Source organism: Sphaerotilus microaerophilus (assembly GCF_023734135.1).
In the GTDB taxonomy this organism is placed as follows: Bacteria; Pseudomonadota; Gammaproteobacteria; order Burkholderiales; family Burkholderiaceae_C; genus Sphaerotilus; species Sphaerotilus microaerophilus.
This window is the reverse complement of the sequence record NZ_AP025730.1, coordinates 554961-571965: the sequence shown is the minus strand read 5'-3', so window position 1 is coordinate 571965 and position 17005 is coordinate 554961. Positions and strand designations below refer to the sequence as shown.

Below are 17005 nucleotides of genomic sequence, written 5' to 3'. Positions count from 1 at the left end.
ATGCCCCGCCCCACCTTCGACGATCCCACCGATCTCCGCACGATGAGAACGCCCACCACGCTCACCCTCCTCGCCGCCGCGCTGGCCTGGCTCGGCCTGGCCGCCACGGCACAGGCGCAGAACCCTTCATCGACAAGCCCATCGACACCCTCATCGACACCTGCGGCGGCCACCGCCTCCGCCGGGAGCGAGGCGCCCGTCGACGAGGCCGCCTCGCCCGACGGCCCCACACTCGCCTGGTCCGGCTTCGGCACCCTGGGCTGGGCGCAGTCGAACCGGCGCTGGGGCTACCAGCGCTTCATCGACCGGCAGGGCGGCTTCGAGCGCGACAGCCTGCTGGGCGCCCAGCTGGACGCCCAGCTGAGCCCCGAGTGGTCCGCCACGGCGCAGCTCAAGCTCGCTCCCTCGGAGCGGCAGGACAACGCCTGGGACCTGCGCAGCACCTGGGCCTTCGTCGCCTGGCGGCCGGACAACGACTGGCTGCTGCGCGCTGGCAAGCTGCGCGTGCCCTTCTACCTGCGCTCCGAGCACATGGACGTTGGCGCCACCTACAACGAAGCGCGGCTGCCGGCCGAGTTGCACAACATCGTGCCGACCACCGACTTCACCGGTGCCCATCTGACCCACAGCTGGAGCATCGACGACAGCGATTTCAGTGTCGACGTCTACAAGGGCCGCGCCTCCCAGGCCAAACGCGTCTGGCTGCGCGACGGTGCCGGTCCGTTGCCCTCGGGCGCGATGGTCTGGGACGTGACCACCGTGGCCCAGGGGCTCGTGGTCACCTGGAGCGAGGCCGCCTCCAAGGTCCGCCTCGGCCTGCATCGCGTCGAGGTGTCCCCGCGCGGCAATGCCCAGCTGCCCGTGCGGCCGACCTGGGCCCCGCTGGGGCCCGGCTTCGGCTACTGGCAGACCAGCAACGAACTGCCCGGCCCCGGCGTGGAGATGGCGCGCTCGATCGACAACGACTTCCTGTCCCTGGGCTTTGAGGCCAGTCCGGCCGCGGGCTGGCACCTGACCGGCGAGTACGGGCGAATCCGCCAGCGCAAGACCGAACGCAGCATCGACGCACAGACCGGTTACCTGACGCTCACCCGCGAGCTGGGCCACTGGTCCCCGTACCTGACCTTCGCGCGGCTGTTTTCCAGCCCCCGCTCGCGCGAATGGGCCCGCCAGCTCGACGAAACCACCGTGCCCGCCTACGTGCCAGGCGGTGACCTGCTGAACGCCTCGATGCGCGCATCGGCCGATTCGGTCCCGGTCTACGACCAGCGCTCCTGGGCACTCGGCATGGCCCATGCCCTGACGCCGACGCAGAGAGTCAAGGCGGAATGGCTGCACACCCGCGCCAAGGTGTCGTCAATGTTCGATCTGCTCCCTGGCGAAAAGCTGTTCCAGACCCGCAGCGTGGACGTGCTGTCGGTGAACTACAGCTTCACCTTCTGAGGAGGCCGCCATGCAACGACGAGCCTTCCTCGCCCTGGCCGGCAGCCTCTGCGCCGCCGCCTCCCTGGTCACTTTGCCCGCACGCGCCGACGAGGGCGTGGTGGTGATCGCCCATGCCCCGCTGCGCGGCGTGGACGCCGAAGCCATCAAGCGCATCTACGGCGGGCGCATGGTCGAACTCGACGGCCAGCCGCTGCGCCCGGTGCAACTGGCCGCCGGGCAGCCGCTGCGCCGCCGCTTCGCCAGCGCGGTGCTGCTGCAGAGCGACGAGGACTTCATCGCCTACTGGACCGTGCGCCGCTACATCGGCAAGGGCGCCCCGCCGCGCGAGCTGTCCAGCAGCGCCGAGGTCATCGCCCACGTGCAGCACACGCCCGGCGCCATCGGCTACATCGACGCGGCGGACCTCAAGCCGGGCCTGCACGTGCTGCTGCGGCGCTGATCACCGCGGGCTGGCGCGCACAGCCAGCAGCCGCTCGGCCACCTCGGCAAACCCGCGGCCCCGCTCGGCCGCGGTGACCCAGGCGGGCAGCACCGCGAGCTGCGGTACGAAGCGCGCGATGTTGGCCACGCCGACACTGGCGCCCACGCGCTCGAACATCAGCTGGTCATTGGTCGAATCGCCCACGTAGAGCCACTCGGTGGCATCGAAGCCCCGGCCCAGGGCGCGCTGCACCGCCCAGTGCGCGCCACTCCACTTGCTGTGCTCGCCGATCCAGCCGTTGACGTGGATGGAGCTCACCGTCGCGGTCAGCCCGTGGCGGCGCATGCAGGCCAGCGTGGCGGCAATGCCAGCCGCGTCGAGGCCGGCGTGTTCGCTGTGGTCGACCGCGATGTCGGTCAGGCGCCCGGGGCTGTCGGTGGCCAGGGTGGCACCCGGGACCGTGGCCAGGATCTCGGCGGCGCAGGCCTGCAGGCGCTGCCAGCGCGCCGCACGCTCGGGTGGCTCGACAGTGAACTCGCGCAGCACGCCGCCGCCCTGCGTGCGCTGCAGCAGCACGCCGCCGTTCTCGGCCACCACGGCGCGCACCGGCCAGTCGGTCACACAGGGCTCGCTCCAGCCGGCCGGGCGGCCGGTGGTGGCGATCACCGGCACGCCCGCCTCGCTCAGGCGGTGCAGCGCCGCCAGCGCCGCCGGTTCGATCGCCCCTTCGCAGGTCAGCGTGTCGTCGATGTCGGTGAGCACGCCGCGCAGGCCACGCAGTGCCTCGTCGCGGGCATGGGCCCAGGGCTGGAAGCGAGGCATCGCGGCAGGCACGGACAGCGGAGCAGGCATTGATGAAAGTGTCGCACGCATGGACGACACCAGCCGCGACGCCGCCGCGTCCCGGTTGCGGCTTGACTTCAGTCAAGGGCAGCGCCCGGGAGCAGGTCCACCATGGACGGTTTCATCCTGCCGTCACAACCGCGCACCATGGCCAAGGACAACCCCACCGCAACGCCCTCGCCCGCACCGGCCAAGCCCAAGGCCTCGTCCCGCCGGTCGGCCCCCCGCCGCGCCAGGACCGTCGCCGCTGGCGACACGCCACCCTCGCTCGCCCCGGCGGCGCTGGAGGAGAACCGCGTCGAACGCGCCCTGGAGCGTGCCCACGCAGTGCAGGAGATGGCCCTGTCCGACGCGCTCGGGGCCGCCCATGCCAACGACCCGGCCCAGCTGGTCGGCGCCGTGACCCCGCTGCTCGAAGGAGCCTCGCCCGACGACCTGAAGGCCCTGCGCCGGCTGCTGGCCCAGCAGGTCGCGCGCCATGCCGACCGCAGCCCCGACGCGGACATCGCGCTCGCCCCTGGCTGGCGCGAGGGCGGCTACCCGTACAAGAACCTGCTGTCGCGGCGCAGCTACGAGCACCAGAAGTACCGCCTGCAGGTCGAGCTGCTCAAGCTGCAGGCCTGGGTGAAGGAGACCGGCGCGCGCGTCGTCATCCTGTTCGAGGGCCGCGACGCCGCCGGGAAGGGCGGCACCATCAAGCGCTTCATGGAGCACCTCAACCCGCGTGGCGCGCGTGTGGTGGCGCTGGAGAAGCCCAGCGAGGTCGAGCGCGGCCAGTGGTACTTCCAGCGCTACATCGAGCACCTGCCCACGCGCGGCGAGATCGTCATGTTCGACCGCAGCTGGTACAACCGCGCCGGCGTCGAGCGGGTGATGGGCTTCTGCAGCGAGCACGAGTACGACGAGTTCCTGCGCCAGTGCCCGGAGTTCGAGCGCCAGCTGGTTCGCTCGGGCATCCACCTGTTCAAGTTCTGGTTCTCGGTCAGCCGCGACCAGCAGCGCCGCCGCTTCAAGGAGCGCAAGCTGCACCCGCTCAAGCAGTGGAAGCTCAGCCCGGTGGACTTGGCCAGCCTGGACAAGTGGGACGACTACACCCGCGCCAAGGAGGCCATGTTCCTGCACACCGACACCTCGGATGCGCCCTGGACGGTGATCAAGTCGGACTGCAAGAAGCGCGCGCGCCTGAACGCCATGCGCTACCTGCTGCATCGCCTGCCGTATGGCAAGAAGGACCTGCCGGCCATCGGCTCGGTGGATCCGCTCATCGTCGGCCGCCCGGCCCTGGTGTCCAGCGCCTACGACGACCAGCTGGCACAGACCCCGTCGAGCTGAACCGTCCCGCGTGAAGGCCGGCGGGCGGGCGAATTGCACGCTGCCGCCAGGGCTTGGCTACCGCACGCCCCCGAACCCGGGGGCGGCGTGGCTAGAATCGCGCCCTGTTTTCCATGTTCCGAGGAGCGTTGCAAGGCCGGAGGTGATGCTTCACCCTCGGACCCCAGGCTCGGAACCCTTCCCCAAGGCAACGGCGCTCACCCGCTCGCACTCCCGGCGAGTCCCCAGGGTGAGTGGCATCCAGCCAGCCGGCGCTTGCGTCCGGCGGGCACAGCCTCTCCCCCTGATTCGACTCGGCCGGCGCGGCGGACTCAACCGGAGTTACGCAATGAACGCTGTGGTCAAGCCCCTGAACGATCAGGATTACATCGTCGCCGATCTGTCGCTGGCCGACTGGGGTCGCAAGGAACTGAACATCGCCGAGAGCGAGATGCCCGCGCTGATGGCCATCCGCCGCGAATTTGCCGCGACACAGCCGCTCAAGGGCGCGCGCATCACCGGCTCCCTGCACATGACCATCCAGACCGGCGTGCTGGTCGAGACGCTGCAGGCCCTGGGCGCCGAGGTGCGCTGGGCCTCCTGCAACATCTTCTCGACGCAGGACCACGCCGCCGCGGCGCTGGTGGCCGCCGGCACCCCGGTGTTCGCCTACAAGGGCGAGACCCTGGTGGACTACTGGGACTACACCCACCGCATCTTCGACTTCGGCCCGGCCGGCAGCGACGGTGAAGGCCCGAACATGATCCTGGACGACGGCGGCGACGCGACGCTGCTGATGCACCTGGGCAAGAAGGCCGAGAAGGACCTGTCGGTGCTGGACAAGCCGGGCAGCGAGGAAGAGCGCATCCTGTTTGCCGCCATCAAGGCCAAGCTGGCCGTGGACGGCAGCTGGTACAGCCGCAAGAGCGCCCAGATCCTGGGCGTGACGGAAGAGACCACCACCGGCGTGCATCGCCTGAACGAGATGAGCGCCAAGGGCCAGCTCATGTTCCGCGCCATCAACGTCAACGACTCCGTCACCAAGAGCAAGTTCGACAACCTCTACGGCTGCCGCGAGTCGCTGGTGGACGGCATCAAGCGCGCCACCGACGTGATGATCGCCGGCAAGATCGCCGTCGTGGCCGGCTATGGCGACGTGGGCAAGGGCAGCGCCCAGGCCCTGCGCGCGCTGAGCGCCCAGGTGTGGGTGACCGAGATCGACCCCATCAACGCCCTGCAGGCCGCGATGGAAGGCTACCGCGTGGTGACGATGGACTGGGCCGCCGACAAGGCCGACATCTTCGTGACCACCACCGGCAACCGCGACGTGATCACCTACGAGCACATGGCGGCGATGAAGAACAACGCCATCGTCTGCAACATCGGCCACTTCGACAACGAGATCCAGGTCGCGAAGCTGGAAGAGCACTGCCAGTGGGAGGAGATCAAGCCGCAGGTCGACCACGTGATCTTCAAGGACGGCAAGCGCATCATCCTGCTGGCCAAGGGCCGCCTGGTGAACCTGGGTTGCGGCACCGGCCACCCCAGCTACGTGATGAGCTCCAGCTTTGCCAACCAGACGCTGGCACAGATCGAGCTGTACGCGCACTGCGACGGCTACGACGTGGGCAAGGTCTACGTGCTGCCCAAGCACCTGGACGAGAAGGTGGCCCGCCTGCAGCTGACCACGCTGAACGCCCAGCTGACCACGCTGACCGACGAGCAGGCCGCCTACATCGGCGTGCCGGTGCAGGGCCCGTACAAGCCCGACACCTACCGCTACTGAGCAACGAGAGACAGGACACGCCATGCGCATCGATCAGCTGATCCTCCAACGGGGCCTGGTGCCGACACGCTCCGCGGCCCAACGGCTGATCGAACGCCGTGCCGTGCGCTGGCTCGGCCCCAAGGGCTGGACCGTGCCGACCAAGGCCGGCGAGGACGTGCCCGAGGGTGCCCAGGTCGAGATCACCGACGACGCGGAGCTGCGCTTCGTGTCGCGCGGCGGCCTCAAGCTCGAAGGCGCGCTGGCCCACTGCGGCCTGGCCGTGCAGGGGCGCACCTGCCTCGACGTGGGCCAGAGTACCGGCGGCTTCACCGACCTGCTGCTGCAGCAGGGTGCGGTCAAGGTGGTGGGCCTGGACGTGGGCCGCGACCAGCTCGCCGCCAAACTGCGCGCCGATGAGCGCGTGGTGGCCTACGAGGGCATCAACGCCCGCGACGTGAGCGGCTCGGCCTTCGCGCAGGACTGGCCTGCGGCCAGCTTCGGCTTCATCACCGCCGACGTGTCCTTCATTTCGCTGACCCACGTGCTGCCCACGCTGTTCACCTACCTGGCGCGCGACGGCGACCTGCTGGTGCTGGTCAAGCCGCAGTTCGAGCTGCAGCCCGAGCAGATCGGCAAGGGCGGCATCGTGCGCAACAAGGCGCTGTTCACCGACGTGGAAACGCGCGTGCGCCAGTGCTGCCGCGACCACGGCATCAAGGTGCATGCCTACTTCCAGAGCCCCATCACCGGCGGCAACGGCAACACCGAGTTCTTCCTCTGGGCCCGCCACCTCGCGCCCACCGACAAGCCGATCGCCAAGTCCACGCCCAAGAAGGCGACGACCTGAGCCGATCGACCGGCCGCGTCGGACCGGCCTCCCCAGGATCTGCCATGACCTCTTCCCCCTCCTTTCCGCTGAGCCTGGAGTTCTTCCCGCCCAAGACGCCCGAGGGCACGGCCAAGCTGGCCATCGCCCGCCAGGAGCTGTATGCGCTGAACCCGCAGTTCTGCTCGGTCACCTACGGCGCTGGCGGCAGCACGCAGGACGGCACGCTGACCGCCGTGCAGGCCATCCTCGACGAAGGCCGCCAGGGCGCCTCGCACTTCACCTGCGTGGGCGCCACGCGCGAGTCGGTGCGCGAACGCCTGGCGCAGTTCCGCGCCATGGGCATGCGCCGCATCGTCGCGCTGCGCGGTGACCTGCCCAGCGGCTACGGCCAGGTGGGCGCCGGCGACAGTTTCCGCTACGCCAGCGACCTGGTGGCCTTCATCCGCGCCGAGACCGGCGACCACTTCCACATCGAGGTGGCCGCCTACCCGGAGATGCACCCGCAGGCCAAGTCGCCACAGGCCGACCTGCAGGCCTACGCCGCCAAGGCCCAGGCCGGCGCCGACTCGGCGATCACGCAGTTCTTCTTCAACGCCGACGCCTACTTCCGCTTCGTGGACGACAGCCGGGCGCTGGGCGTGGACATCCCGGTGGTGCCCGGCATCATGCCGATCACCAACTCCAGCGGCATCCTTCGCTTTGCCGACGGCTGCGGCGCCGAGGTCCCCCGCTGGGTGCGCCTGCGCCTGCAGAGCTTTGGCGACGACAGCGCCAGCATCCGCGCCTTCGGGCTGGACGTGGTCACCGCCCTGTGCGAGCGCCTGCGCAGCCAGGGCGTGCCGGGCCTGCACTTCTACACGATGAACACCAGCGCCACGGTGCTGGAGATCTGCCGGCGCCTGGGCCTGCCCGGCTGAACCTCAGCCGCCGTGCGTGCTACAACCCCGGGCATGCACGGCCTGCACCTCAGCGCAGAACTCCACGGCTGCCCCAGCGGCACCGCCGAACTGCCGCTGCTGACCGACCCGACGGCGCTGCAGGCGCTGTGCGAGCAGGCCACCACCACTGCCGGCCTGACCGTGGTCGGCCAGCTCTTCCACCGCTTCTCGCCCGCGCCAGGGCAGAGCCAGACCGGCGTCACCGGCATGCTGCTGCTGGCCGAGTCGCACCTCGCGGTGCACACCTGGCCGGAGCTGAGCGTCGTCACGCTCGACGTCTACGTCTGCAACCGCGGCCAGGACTGCAGCGCCGCCGCGAAGGCGGTGATGGACGCGCTGATCGCCACCTTTCAGCCTGAGCGGGTCGAGCGGCGGAGCTGGGCACGCAGCGCGGTGGCGGCATCGACTCCGGCCGTGTAGGCCTCCTCGAACACCGAATATCCCGCCAGGTCGGCGTGCGCCAGCTGGATGCGCCCCGCCAGCGTGCGCAGCGCGGCCCGCGCGGCCGATCCCCGCACGCCGGGCGCCGGGATGGCCATGGCGTGGCCGTAGCGCATCAGGTCGACCTGGGTCAGCTTGGTGGGCAGATCGGGGTGCACCGGCGCCAGGTCGGCGAGCACCTGCTGCGCCCAGTGCGCGGGCGGGCGGTCGAGCAGGGCGGCGCGCTCGGTGACGGGCAGGGCGCGGTAGGCGGTGAGCAGGGTGCGGGCGCGGTCCGGGCGCAGGCCCTGGTGGCCGGCATCGACGTAGCCCAGGCCCGCGCTGCCGTAGACGACGTTGTCCCAGGCCGGCTCGGCGCCGACGCGCTCCAGCAGCGGCTCGCGCAGCAGCAGGTTGGCCACCAGCCAGGGCGCCTGCGGGGTGTCGCGCGCGGACTGCGTCAGCGCTGCGGGCGCGCCGGCCCAGATCCGCGCCGTGACGTGCAGCGGCAGCGCCAGCACGGCCTGCGGGGCAACCCATCTGCGGGCGGCCTGGGCGGCTTCGTCCCAGACCAGCGCCTGCACCTCGTGCCGGCCGGCTTCGACACGCAGCACGGTCTGGCCGCTGTGCAGGCGCCCGGCGCCGAGCGGCGCGGCGAGCCGGCGGGTCAGCCAGGCGTTGCCCTCGGGCCAGGTGAAGACGCCGTCGCGCTCGCCGGCCTCGTCGGCGGGCGCGTGGAAGCCGTGGCGGCTGCCGAAGTAGTGCAGCCCGGCCCAGGCGGAGACGGCGCGGCTGTCGGCGCCGTAGTCGTCGCGGCAGCTGTAGTCGAGATACCAGCGCAGCGCAGGGTCGGTGAGGCCCTGGGCATCGAGCCAGCTGGCAAAGGTGATTGCGTCCAGCGCCGCGTGGCCGGGCCGCCAGGGGGTGCGGTGGCTGGGCAGGCTGAAGCCGAGTTCGCGCTGGGCGGTGGTGACGAGTTGTCCAAAGCGGCGGTACTGCGCCAGCCGGGTGCTGCCTGGTGCGGCGGGCGGCAGCAGGCCGTCGTGCCAGGCGCCGTCGTGGAACAGCCGCTCCTGCGGGCTGTGGCAGAGGTGGCGCTCGTCGGCCACCCAGCGGCCGAGTTCGAAGCGCATCAGGCCGAGTTCTTCGAGCAGCGCACGCACCTCGCGGGCGGACTCGCCGGGCACCGGCAGGTAGTGCGCGCCGAGCGGGCAGGCCCGGCCGCCGAGCGAGTGGCCGCGGGCGTTGCCGCCGGGCTGGTCTTCGAGTTCGAGCAGGTGCACATCGTCGATGCCCGCCCGCAGCAGCGAGCGCGCCGCTGCCAGCCCGGCCACGCCGCCGCCCAGCACCAGCACGCCGGCCCGGCGGGCGGGCAGCGTCGGCGCTGGCAGCGCATCGCTGCGGCGCAGGCGGTGGCCGCGCCCGGCGGCGGCACCTACCCAGCGGCTGATCGACGCCCCATCCGGCTCCCAATCCGGCACCGGCGCCGGTGGTGCGCCGCGATCGCAGCCGGCCAGGCCGCCGAGCGCGGCAGCGCCCACCGCCCCGAGCCAGGCCCGGCGGGTCGGGCCGCTCCCCGCACCCGCACTCATTCGTGCACCCGGCCCCATTCCTGCTCGAACACCCGCACCAGGCGCTGGTCCGACAAGCGGCTCGGTTCGGCCGCGACGCGGGCCATGTCGGGCGGGAACTGGAACAGCGCCGACATTCCCTCGACGGTCAGAAAGCGCAACCCGGCGGGCAGCGCGGCCGGTGTCGCTGTCGGAATACGCCACGGCCGGCGGCTGGCCAGCACGAAGCCCCATTCGCCGAAGCTGGGCACGTGTGCGTGGTACGGCGCCGTGCGCAGGCCCACCGCCTCCAGCGTGGCCACCACGGTCCAGAAGCTCTGGCGGGCGAGCAGCGGCGAGGTGGTCTGCACCACCGCGTAGCCGCCTGCGGCCAGGTGCTGGTCGACCACCTGGTAGAAGCTGGTGGTGTAGAGCTTGCCGATCGCGAAGTTGCTGGGGTCGGGGAAGTCGATGACGATGACGTCCCACACCGCCGCGGCATCACGCTGCTGCTCCAGCCAGGTCCAGGCATCGGCGTTGACGATGCGCAGCTTCGGCGAGCGCAGCGCCCCGGCGTTGAGCGCCGCCAGCCGGGGCTCCTCGGCGAACAGGCGCGTCATGTGCGGGTCCAGCTCGACCAGCGTGACCTGCTCGACGCTCGGGTGCTTCAGCACCTCGCGCACCGCCAGCCCGTCTCCACCGCCCAGCACCAGCACATGCTTCGGGGCGCCGTGCGCGGCCATCGCCGGGTGCACCAGGGCCTCGTGGTAGCGGTACTCGTCGCGCTCGTGGAACTGCAGGTTGCCGTTCAGGAAGAGCCGCGTGCCGGCGCTGCCGCGGGTGACGACGATGCGCTGGTAGTCGCTGCTGGCCTGGTAGACGATGCCTTCGCCGTAGAAGCGGTCCTCGGACCAGCGCGTGAGCCGGTCCGCCCCGGCCAGCGCCGCCAGCAGCACGCCCACCACCCCGGCGCAGGCCAGCGCATGGGCGCCCCAGCGGCGCAGCTCGCCCCGGAACAGCGCCAGCGCCCACACCGCCACCGCCGCGTTGAGCAGGCCGAAGGCCAGCCCCGTGCGCACCAGCCCGAGCTGCGGCACCAGCAGCAGCGGAAAGGCCAGCGCCACCGCCAGCGCGCCCAGGTAGTCGAAGGTGAGCACCTGCGAGACCAGGTCGCGCAGCGCGTAGCGGTCACTGAACTGGCGCTTGAGGATGCGCATCACCAGCGGGATCTCCAGCCCCACCAGCACGCCCACGACCAGCACCAGCGCATAGAGCAGCACCCGGAAGGCGAGCGCATGGCCGGCCGGCAGCAGGTTGTGCGCGATGAACAGCGCGGCCGGCAGCAGCCCGCCGATCAGGCCCACCAGCAGCTCGATGCGCAGGAAGTGCGCGATCAGCTGCCGCTCGATGAAGCGGCTCAGCCAGGAGCCGATGCCCATCGCGAACAGGTAGGTCCCGATCACGGTGGAAAACTGCAGCACCGAGTCGCCGAGCAGGTAGCTGGCCAGTGCGCCAGCCGCCAGCTCGTAGACCAACCCGCAGGCGGCGATCAGGAAGACGGAGGCCAGCAGCGCCAGTTCGGCGGGAGCGACGCGGGGAGGGGAGGGCGATTCGGCCGGTTGGGCGCAGAGGACAGGCGGGGCGCTCAAGGATGCTCAGGCGTCATAGCGCGCCTTCATGCGCAGGCAATAGGCTTCGAGGTTCGGCCGCGCCCGCGCCGCCTCACGGATCGGCGAATCCACCGGCGCCCACAGCAGGTTGGCCAGGAAGGCGTAGGCCACCGCATCCAGCGAGCAGGGCTCGTCGCCCATCAGGCAGGGCTTGTCGGCCAGGAAGTCGGCCACCGCGCCCACGTCCCGGCGGCCGATGGCGTGGATCTCCGCGGCGCTGTGCCGGCCCATGCCCTGGCCGTTCATCTCGGCCAGCATGCCCCGGCGAGCCAGCGGCGGCAGGATCCAGCGCATCGGGGCGGGCAACGCGGCGAAGAAGGCCTCGCGCGTCTTCGCCCAGCCGGCCGCCTCGGCCCAGCGGGTGTGCACCACCGCCCAATAGAGGTTCTCCTCGAACAGGCGCTGGAAGGCCAGCGCCACCGCGCGCTGCGCCGGGCTCAGCCAGGCGTCCAGCGGGTCCCCGTAGGTGGCCTTGAGGTAGTCGATGATGAAGGTCGTGTCGGCCACCACCCGCACGCCGTCCTCGATGTAGGGCAGCTTGCGCTTGGGCGCCTTCAGCACATCGCCGATGTTGACCGCCTCGTAGGGCAGCCCGGCCATGCGCAGGTACATCTCCAGCTTCATGCAGAACGGGCTGGCGTTCAGCAGGCCGAAGGCAGGGGCGAACTGGTGCAGACGGATCATGGCCTCGACTCCTCAAGCCCGGGGGCAGGAGCCCATTTTGTGCATTCCGTCACGCCAGCACCAGAGGTGCAGAGGTGCGAACCACGTCACCCGCACGGTCAACCGTGGATCGCCGCCGCCACGATCTGGCCGATGGCGATGAACATCGCACCCACCACCACCGCCAGCGCCAGGTTCTTCTTCTCGACGATCTCCTCCCACAGCTTGTAGGGCGTGAGCTTGTCGATCACCACGAAGCTGACCCACAGCACCATCACGCCGATCACGGCGTAGAGCACGGAGGCGAGGATCACGGCGGGTTTGAGCATCTCCATGGCGGGCTCCGGTAGGCAGGTCTGACCAGCGCCCGGATTATGGGCGCGGGCGCGGCCGCCGCACCGCCCGCGGCACGTCCGCCGGTTCAGCCGGGTTCAGCCTGGTTCAGGCGGCCGGGCAGGCCGGCGGCGGCACATCCACCCGGCGGGCTGCATCACGCAGGCCGTCGGCCACGCGGCGCAGGCCCTGCGCCATCGCGGTGCGAAGCACAGGCAGGGCCACCGGTGTGGCAGCCGGCAGCGCCTGCCAGGACAGCCGCACCGCCTCGCCACGCCGCCAGGGCTCCACGTAGAGAGGCTCGCCGGCCGCCACGGCCAGCCGCTCGCCGGCGGCCAGCACATGGTCCTCGGCGTCGCCCGCGCGGGTCAGCCAGACCTGCCCCTCGCGCACGGTCAACAGCATGGCGCGCGCCGGGCGCAGCACCTGGACATCGGTCACATGCTCGATCATCATCAATCTCCTGGGTTCGGGTGCCACGACAGGGGCTTTCCCGTGCCTGCATCCTCCTGGGAAACACCCACGCGGTCCAATGAGATCGCTGCACCGGATTGATGACGCCACGACATGAACCAAAGACTCTCCCAGCGCCCCCTGTCGCTCGACTTCCTGCGCAGCTTCGAAGCCGTCGCGCGCCTGCTGAGCTTTTCCGCCGCGGCCGAGGAGTTGCACCTGACGCAGCCCGCCGTGAGCCGGCAGATCAAGTCGCTGGAGGAGGAGCTGGGCGCCCAGCTCTTCCAGCGCGGCACCCGCAAGGTCGAGCTGACCCAGGCCGGCCGCACGCTGCTGCGCGCGGTGGAGCCCTCGCTGGTGCGGCTGGACAGCGCCGTGCGGCAGATCCGCCTGTCGCGCAGCCGGGCGATGGTCAGCGTCACCACCTTCGCCTCCTTCGCCACGCTCTGGCTGATGCCGCGGCTGGCCGATTTCGAGCGCGCGCACCCGGGCGTAGACATCCGCCTCTCGGCCAGCGACCGCCTGATCGAGAGTGATGACGAGGAGCTGGACCTCGCCCTGCGCGGCTGCCGCCCCGAGCGCGCCCCGGCCGATGCGATCCGCCTGTTCGGCGACGTGCTGACACCGGTGATCGGCGCCGCGCTGGCCGAGTCCATCGCCCGCGGCGATGCACCGCCGCTGCGCGAACCGGCCGACCTGACCGGCCACACGCTGCTGGAGATGGACGACGGCAGCCAGATCGCCACCGACCAGGCCTGGGCGGCCTGGCTCACTCCGCGCGGGCTGGAGCGCCTGCAGCCGCGCCGGCGCATGAGCATGAACTACACCCACCAGCAGATCCAGGCCGCGCTGGCCGGCCAGGGCGTGGCACTCGCGCGGCTGGCGCTGGTGGCCGATGCGCTGGCGCGCGGCGACCTGGTCGAACCCTTCGGCCCCGGCCAGCGCCAATGGGCCCAGATGTGCTACTGGCTGGTGCCCCTGGGCGGCTCGGCCGGCGAAGCCCGCCCCGAGGTGGTCGCCTTCACCCGCTGGGTCATCGCCCAGGCCGAAGCCACCCGCCTGGCGATTGGCGACGGGCCGGACGCGGAGACGCTGGTGGATGCGGATTGAGCGGGCCTCCGTTGCCTGCGCCAGACCGCGCGTAAGCTGATGACTGCATCTGTTCCGTGGATCCGCCATGAACACCCCCGTGTCGGTCGATGACCGTCTTGCCGGGTCGCCCCCCCGCCCGCCACAGTCGATGGGCAAGCGCCCTCCTGAAACCGTTCGCGACGATCAGGCGCCATTCAACGAGCGCCAGCAACCGGCCGCAGAGCTGCAAGAGCTCGAGCAATCCGCCCTGAACTCCCCGGGCCGCCTGGCCGGTTGGCGCTTCGACAGAGACGAGGCCAATCAACGGGGCGCGTAGCGTCATCGACACCAACGTGCTGGTCTATGCCGATGCCGGCGACGAACCGGCCCGCCAGCGCCAGGCGCTGGACCTGATCCTGGCGCACCGGGAGGCCGGCACCGGCGTCGTGTCCACCCAGGTGCTGCAGGAGTTCGTCAACGTCGCGCTGCGCAAGCTGCGCCTGCCCGCGCCGCTGATCCGCGAGCGGCTGGCGGTCTACAGCCGCTTCGACGTGGTGCCGGCCAGCCCGGCCCTGATCGAGGCCGCGCTCGACCTGCACGTACTGCGCGGCGTCTCCTTCTACGACGCCCTGATCGCCCAGGCTGCGGTGGTCAGCGGCTGCGAAGTGCTGCTGAGCGAGGATTTCCAGACAGGCACCAGTCTCGGTGGGGTGCGGGTGGTGAATCCGTTCGCTTGAAGGCCGGGGACGCGTCAGGGTGCACACGTCGGCACCTCGCTGACCCATGCACCACGCGCATCAAGCCCATGCCGCAACGTCACCCATCGGCCGGCCGCCCCGGCCTAGGATCGGCGCCTGACTGAATCTGCCACTTCCGCCCCGGAGACCGCGCCATGAAGCTCTACATCGGCAACAAGAACTACTCGTCCTGGTCCATGCGCCCGTGGGTGCTGCTGCGCCAGTTCGGCCTGCCCTTCGAGGAGGTGAAGCTGCGCTTCGACTCCTTCAGCGCCGACTCGCAGTTCAAGACCCGGTTGACGGGCATCGCCCGGGCCGGCAAGGTGCCGGTGCTGGTGGACGATGACGGCTTCGTCGTCTGGGACACGCTGGCGATCGCCGAGTACCTGGCGGAGAAGTTCCCCGCCCTGCCGCTGTGGCCCACCGACCCGAAGCAGCGCGCCCGCGCCCGCAGCTACTGCGCGGAGATGCACTCGGGCTTTGGCGCGCTGCGCAGCCACTGCGGCATGAACATCGAGGCCAGCCTGCCGGAGGTCGGCGCGAAGGTGCTGGCCGAGCAGCCCGGCGTGCGGGCCGACCTGGACCGGCTGGTGGAGCTGTGGAGCGAGGCGCTCGCGGCCCGGGCGCCGGGCGCCGGCCCCTTCCTGTTCGGCACCTTCGGCATCGTGGACGCCTACTTCGCGCCGGTGGTGGCGCGGCTGCGCAGCTACGCGCTGCCGGTACCGCCGGCGGTGCAGGCCTGGGCCGATGCGGTCTGGGCTGCGCCGGGCGTGACGGCCTGGGTAGCGGATGCGCTGGCCGAGCAGGACTTCATCGCCTTCGAGGAGCCTTACCGCACGCAGCGTTGAGCGCAGTGAACCGCGCGCCGGGCGGCGGCAACATCACTTGTGGCCGCCCCCGCCGCTGCTGTAGCCGCCCCAACTGCCGCCACCGGTGCGCATGCCACTGCTGCCGCGGTTGCGCAGGCACTGCTGGTACTCGGCACTCTGGGCGCCAAAGGTCTGCGCCACTTGGTCGCAGTCGTTGCTGCTGCACATCGACAGCACGGCGATCACGACCAGCGCCAGCACGATGAAAATCATCACCCGCTGCACCAGCGGCGCCTTGCCGACGGCACTGGCCCCGAGTGCAGTGGGCGCCGCGTCGCGCTGCAGGGCGGCGCGCTGGGACGGCGCGATGCCGAAGGCGTCCGCCACGGCGCTGGCCTCCAGCGTCTCGCCGCCCGACCAGGTGACCTCGCCGCCGCCGGCCGCGATGGTCTGCTCGCGGCCCAGGCGCTTGCGGCTGGCGGCGCCCAGGCCGTCGTAGTCGGTGACGTGAGCGCGCTCGTCGCGCCGCACCTGCCAGTAGAACTCGCCCAGCACGTAGGTGGTGCGGGCGTCGTAGCTCCAGCGCTGGCGGTAGCGCTCATCGGCCCAGGTGGCCGTCTGGCCGCTGACCTGCGGCGCGCCGGTGAGCGGGCGCACCCAGCTCCAGCCGTCCTCGGCGTCGACCAGGAAGGCGAAGCCCTCCGTGCGGTGGTACAGCAGGTACTCGCGCCAGAAGGTCTGCTCGTCGTCGTCGCCGTCATTGCCACCGGTTGCCGGCAGGTCGCAGCGTTCCAGGTAGCCCACCACCTGCCAGGGCAGCGCCTCGGCGCTGCCCAGCGCGATCCGGCCCGTGCGACCCAATGGCAGCAGCGGCTCCATGCCGGCTTGTGCGCCGGTCTCTTGGGCGTAGTGAGCCAGGTCCTGGGCCAGCTCAGCCCCGGCACCGCCCAAGGCCCCACCCGCCAGATCGACCACCGCCCGGCACTGCCCGCAGACGATCGAGCGCGTGCTCTCCAGCTTGGGCTCCAGCGCGGCACCGCAGCTCGGGCAGGGCAGGCTGCGCCCGGCCACGGACTTGACGGCCTCGCCCTCGCGCAGGCCCTGCATCTTCAGCTCGGCCAGGCGCACCGCGCGGCCGACCGACCAGGCGGGTGTGGCCGGATCGCTGTAGTCCAGCGTGGCCACCTCGTCGCGGGCGTTGCGCAGGTCGGCCACCACGAAGGCCTTGCCCGGACGCGGCGGCTTGGGCAGCTCGCCCTCGGCGGCCTGCACGGTGGCGGTCTGCACCGACGCGACACTCCAGGCCTGCTCGCCCACGCGCACCGTGCCGCCGACGCGCAGGGATTCGACCGCGGGCGCCGCGCCCGGCAGCGGCGCGTCGAAGGCCAGCACGTAGGCGCCGTTGTCCTCCGAGAGCCAGCCGCTGCGGCCGTTGTCGAACAGCGCGTGCCACTCGTTCCAGCGGCCCTGCGCGTAGCCCAGGCCCAGCCGGCCGATCAGCGTGAAGGCCTCGCCCGCGTACCGGCCGCTGGCGCCCAGCTGCAGCGGCGAGTGGTCGTCGAACAGCTCGGCCGACTCGCCGATGCGCCGCAGCGCCTCGCCCTCGCGCAGCAGCGTGCTGCGGCAGTACGAGCACACCGCGCTGGCCGAGGCGGCCGAGCGGAAGTCCACCGGCGCACCGCAGTTGGGGCAGGCGGCACGCCAGGCGCGCTGGGCCGGCGGGGGCGGGGCTTCAGCCAAGAT

The 17005-nt window shown here is 71.4% G+C and carries 18 protein-coding genes and 1 riboswitch; of the genes, 11 read left to right on the top strand and 7 right to left on the bottom strand.

What is annotated here, in order from left to right:
- The first annotated feature begins 42 nt into the window (after nt 1-42).
- The gene (locus NGK70_RS02625) at nt 43-1443 is read left to right on the top strand and encodes a hypothetical protein (protein ID WP_251971831.1); all 1401 of its coding nucleotides are present in this window, start codon (nt 43-45) and stop codon (nt 1441-1443) included.
- A 10-nt stretch (nt 1444-1453) separates the two neighbouring features.
- Entirely contained in the window at nt 1454-1885 is a 432-nt protein-coding gene (locus tag NGK70_RS02620; RefSeq protein ID WP_251971830.1) for a hypothetical protein, read from the top strand.
- Here NGK70_RS02620 and NGK70_RS02615 read toward each other — a convergent pair whose 3' ends face one another.
- Nucleotides 1886-2689 carry an HAD-IIB family hydrolase gene (locus NGK70_RS02615; RefSeq protein WP_251971829.1) on the bottom strand — a complete coding sequence of 268 codons (804 nt, stop codon included), beginning with the start codon at nt 2687-2689 and terminating at the stop codon, nt 1886-1888.
- 168 nt (nt 2690-2857) lie between these two features.
- Here NGK70_RS02615 and ppk2 point away from each other — a divergent pair, with 168 nt between their 5' ends.
- The 5 genes from ppk2 (at nt 2858) to speD (ending at nt 7976) form a co-directional block, all read left to right on the top strand.
- Nucleotides 2858-4042, top strand: coding sequence for a polyphosphate kinase 2 (gene ppk2 / locus NGK70_RS02610; protein WP_251973658.1), 1185 nt, complete (start codon nt 2858-2860; stop codon nt 4040-4042).
- A 114-nt stretch (nt 4043-4156) separates the two neighbouring features.
- A riboswitch (S-adenosyl-L-homocysteine riboswitch) is annotated at nt 4157-4248 on the top strand.
- Between the two features lie 122 nt (nt 4249-4370).
- Nucleotides 4371-5807: an adenosylhomocysteinase gene (gene ahcY, locus NGK70_RS02605; RefSeq protein WP_251971828.1), complete on the top strand. Its 1437-nt coding sequence runs from the start codon at nt 4371-4373 to the stop codon at nt 5805-5807.
- 22 nt (nt 5808-5829) lie between these two features.
- Nucleotides 5830-6636: a TlyA family RNA methyltransferase gene (locus NGK70_RS02600; protein ID WP_251971827.1), complete on the top strand. Its 807-nt coding sequence runs from the start codon at nt 5830-5832 to the stop codon at nt 6634-6636.
- Between the two features lie 44 nt (nt 6637-6680).
- A complete protein-coding gene (gene metF / locus NGK70_RS02595; RefSeq protein WP_251971826.1) occupies nt 6681-7535 on the top strand; it encodes a methylenetetrahydrofolate reductase [NAD(P)H] in 855 nt (284 codons plus the stop codon).
- Between the two features lie 33 nt (nt 7536-7568).
- On the top strand, nt 7569-7976 hold the full coding sequence (gene speD, locus NGK70_RS02590) for an adenosylmethionine decarboxylase (RefSeq protein ID WP_251971825.1): 408 nt from the start codon (nt 7569-7571) through the stop codon (nt 7974-7976).
- Here the strand turns inward: speD and NGK70_RS02585 are convergent.
- From NGK70_RS02585 to NGK70_RS02565, 5 genes are all read right to left on the bottom strand, one after another.
- Nucleotides 7907-9568 carry an FAD-dependent oxidoreductase gene (locus NGK70_RS02585; protein WP_251971824.1) on the bottom strand — a complete coding sequence of 554 codons (1662 nt, stop codon included), beginning with the start codon at nt 9566-9568 and terminating at the stop codon, nt 7907-7909. The two genes, speD and NGK70_RS02585, sit on opposite strands and share 70 nt — an antisense overlap.
- Nucleotides 9565-11175: a polyamine aminopropyltransferase gene (locus tag NGK70_RS02580; protein WP_428985563.1), complete on the bottom strand. Its 1611-nt coding sequence runs from the start codon at nt 11173-11175 to the stop codon at nt 9565-9567. The genes NGK70_RS02585 and NGK70_RS02580 overlap by 4 nt, the downstream gene beginning before the upstream one ends.
- A 6-nt stretch (nt 11176-11181) precedes the next feature.
- Nucleotides 11182-11880 (bottom strand): glutathione S-transferase family protein, encoded by a 699-nt coding sequence (locus NGK70_RS02575; protein ID WP_251971823.1) that lies wholly within the window; start codon nt 11878-11880, stop codon nt 11182-11184.
- Between the two features lie 98 nt (nt 11881-11978).
- Complete coding sequence (locus NGK70_RS02570; protein WP_251971822.1) at nt 11979-12194, bottom strand: DUF350 domain-containing protein; 216 nt, start codon at nt 12192-12194, stop codon at nt 11979-11981.
- A gap of 106 nt (nt 12195-12300) precedes the next feature.
- Nucleotides 12301-12645: a DUF2917 domain-containing protein gene (locus tag NGK70_RS02565; RefSeq protein WP_251971821.1), complete on the bottom strand. Its 345-nt coding sequence runs from the start codon at nt 12643-12645 to the stop codon at nt 12301-12303.
- Between the two features lie 114 nt (nt 12646-12759).
- On the opposite strand from NGK70_RS02565, the gene NGK70_RS02560 reads away from it, so the two are divergent.
- The 4 genes from NGK70_RS02560 to NGK70_RS02545 all read left to right on the top strand — a co-directional run bounded on the left by NGK70_RS02560 (nt 12760) and on the right by NGK70_RS02545 (nt 15301).
- Nucleotides 12760-13755: a LysR family transcriptional regulator gene (locus tag NGK70_RS02560; RefSeq protein ID WP_251971820.1), complete on the top strand. Its 996-nt coding sequence runs from the start codon at nt 12760-12762 to the stop codon at nt 13753-13755.
- Nucleotides 13756-13822: 67 nt separating this feature from the next.
- Nucleotides 13823-14053 (top strand): MerR family transcriptional regulator, encoded by a 231-nt coding sequence (locus NGK70_RS02555; protein WP_251971819.1) that lies wholly within the window; start codon nt 13823-13825, stop codon nt 14051-14053.
- Nucleotides 14037-14453: a PIN domain-containing protein gene (locus tag NGK70_RS02550; protein WP_256490830.1), complete on the top strand. Its 417-nt coding sequence runs from the start codon at nt 14037-14039 to the stop codon at nt 14451-14453. The genes NGK70_RS02555 and NGK70_RS02550 overlap by 17 nt, the downstream gene beginning before the upstream one ends.
- Before the next feature lie 155 nt (nt 14454-14608).
- A complete protein-coding gene (locus NGK70_RS02545; protein WP_251971817.1) occupies nt 14609-15301 on the top strand; it encodes a glutathione S-transferase family protein in 693 nt (230 codons plus the stop codon).
- 33 nt (nt 15302-15334) lie between these two features.
- Here the strand turns inward: NGK70_RS02545 and NGK70_RS02540 are convergent, their stop codons facing one another.
- The gene (locus NGK70_RS02540; protein WP_251971816.1) at nt 15335-17002 is read right to left on the bottom strand and encodes a DUF4178 domain-containing protein; all 1668 of its coding nucleotides are present in this window, start codon (nt 17000-17002) and stop codon (nt 15335-15337) included.
- Nucleotides 17003-17005 lie beyond the last annotated feature (3 nt).

Coding starts and splice junctions, on each gene's coding strand:
- NGK70_RS02600 (WP_251971827.1), top strand. CDS start 5,830: ATGCGCATCGATCAGCTGATCCTCCAACGGGGCCTGGTGCCGACACGC.
- NGK70_RS02585 (WP_251971824.1), bottom strand. CDS start 9,568: ATGAGTGCGGGTGCGGGGAGCGGCCCGACCCGCCGGGCCTGGCTCGGG.
- NGK70_RS02575 (WP_251971823.1), bottom strand. CDS start 11,880: ATGATCCGTCTGCACCAGTTCGCCCCTGCCTTCGGCCTGCTGAACGCC.
- NGK70_RS02620 (WP_251971830.1), top strand. CDS start 1,454: ATGCAACGACGAGCCTTCCTCGCCCTGGCCGGCAGCCTCTGCGCCGCC.
- NGK70_RS02570 (WP_251971822.1), bottom strand. CDS start 12,194: ATGGAGATGCTCAAACCCGCCGTGATCCTCGCCTCCGTGCTCTACGCC.
- ahcY (WP_251971828.1), top strand. CDS start 4,371: ATGAACGCTGTGGTCAAGCCCCTGAACGATCAGGATTACATCGTCGCC.
- speD (WP_251971825.1), top strand. CDS start 7,569: ATGCACGGCCTGCACCTCAGCGCAGAACTCCACGGCTGCCCCAGCGGC.
- NGK70_RS02560 (WP_251971820.1), top strand. CDS start 12,760: ATGAACCAAAGACTCTCCCAGCGCCCCCTGTCGCTCGACTTCCTGCGC.
- ppk2 (WP_251973658.1), top strand. CDS start 2,858: ATGGCCAAGGACAACCCCACCGCAACGCCCTCGCCCGCACCGGCCAAG.
- metF (WP_251971826.1), top strand. CDS start 6,681: ATGACCTCTTCCCCCTCCTTTCCGCTGAGCCTGGAGTTCTTCCCGCCC.
- NGK70_RS02555 (WP_251971819.1), top strand. CDS start 13,823: ATGAACACCCCCGTGTCGGTCGATGACCGTCTTGCCGGGTCGCCCCCC.
- NGK70_RS02615 (WP_251971829.1), bottom strand. CDS start 2,689: ATGCCTCGCTTCCAGCCCTGGGCCCATGCCCGCGACGAGGCACTGCGT.
- NGK70_RS02625 (WP_251971831.1), top strand. CDS start 43: ATGAGAACGCCCACCACGCTCACCCTCCTCGCCGCCGCGCTGGCCTGG.
- NGK70_RS02545 (WP_251971817.1), top strand. CDS start 14,609: ATGAAGCTCTACATCGGCAACAAGAACTACTCGTCCTGGTCCATGCGC.
- NGK70_RS02565 (WP_251971821.1), bottom strand. CDS start 12,645: ATGATCGAGCATGTGACCGATGTCCAGGTGCTGCGCCCGGCGCGCGCC.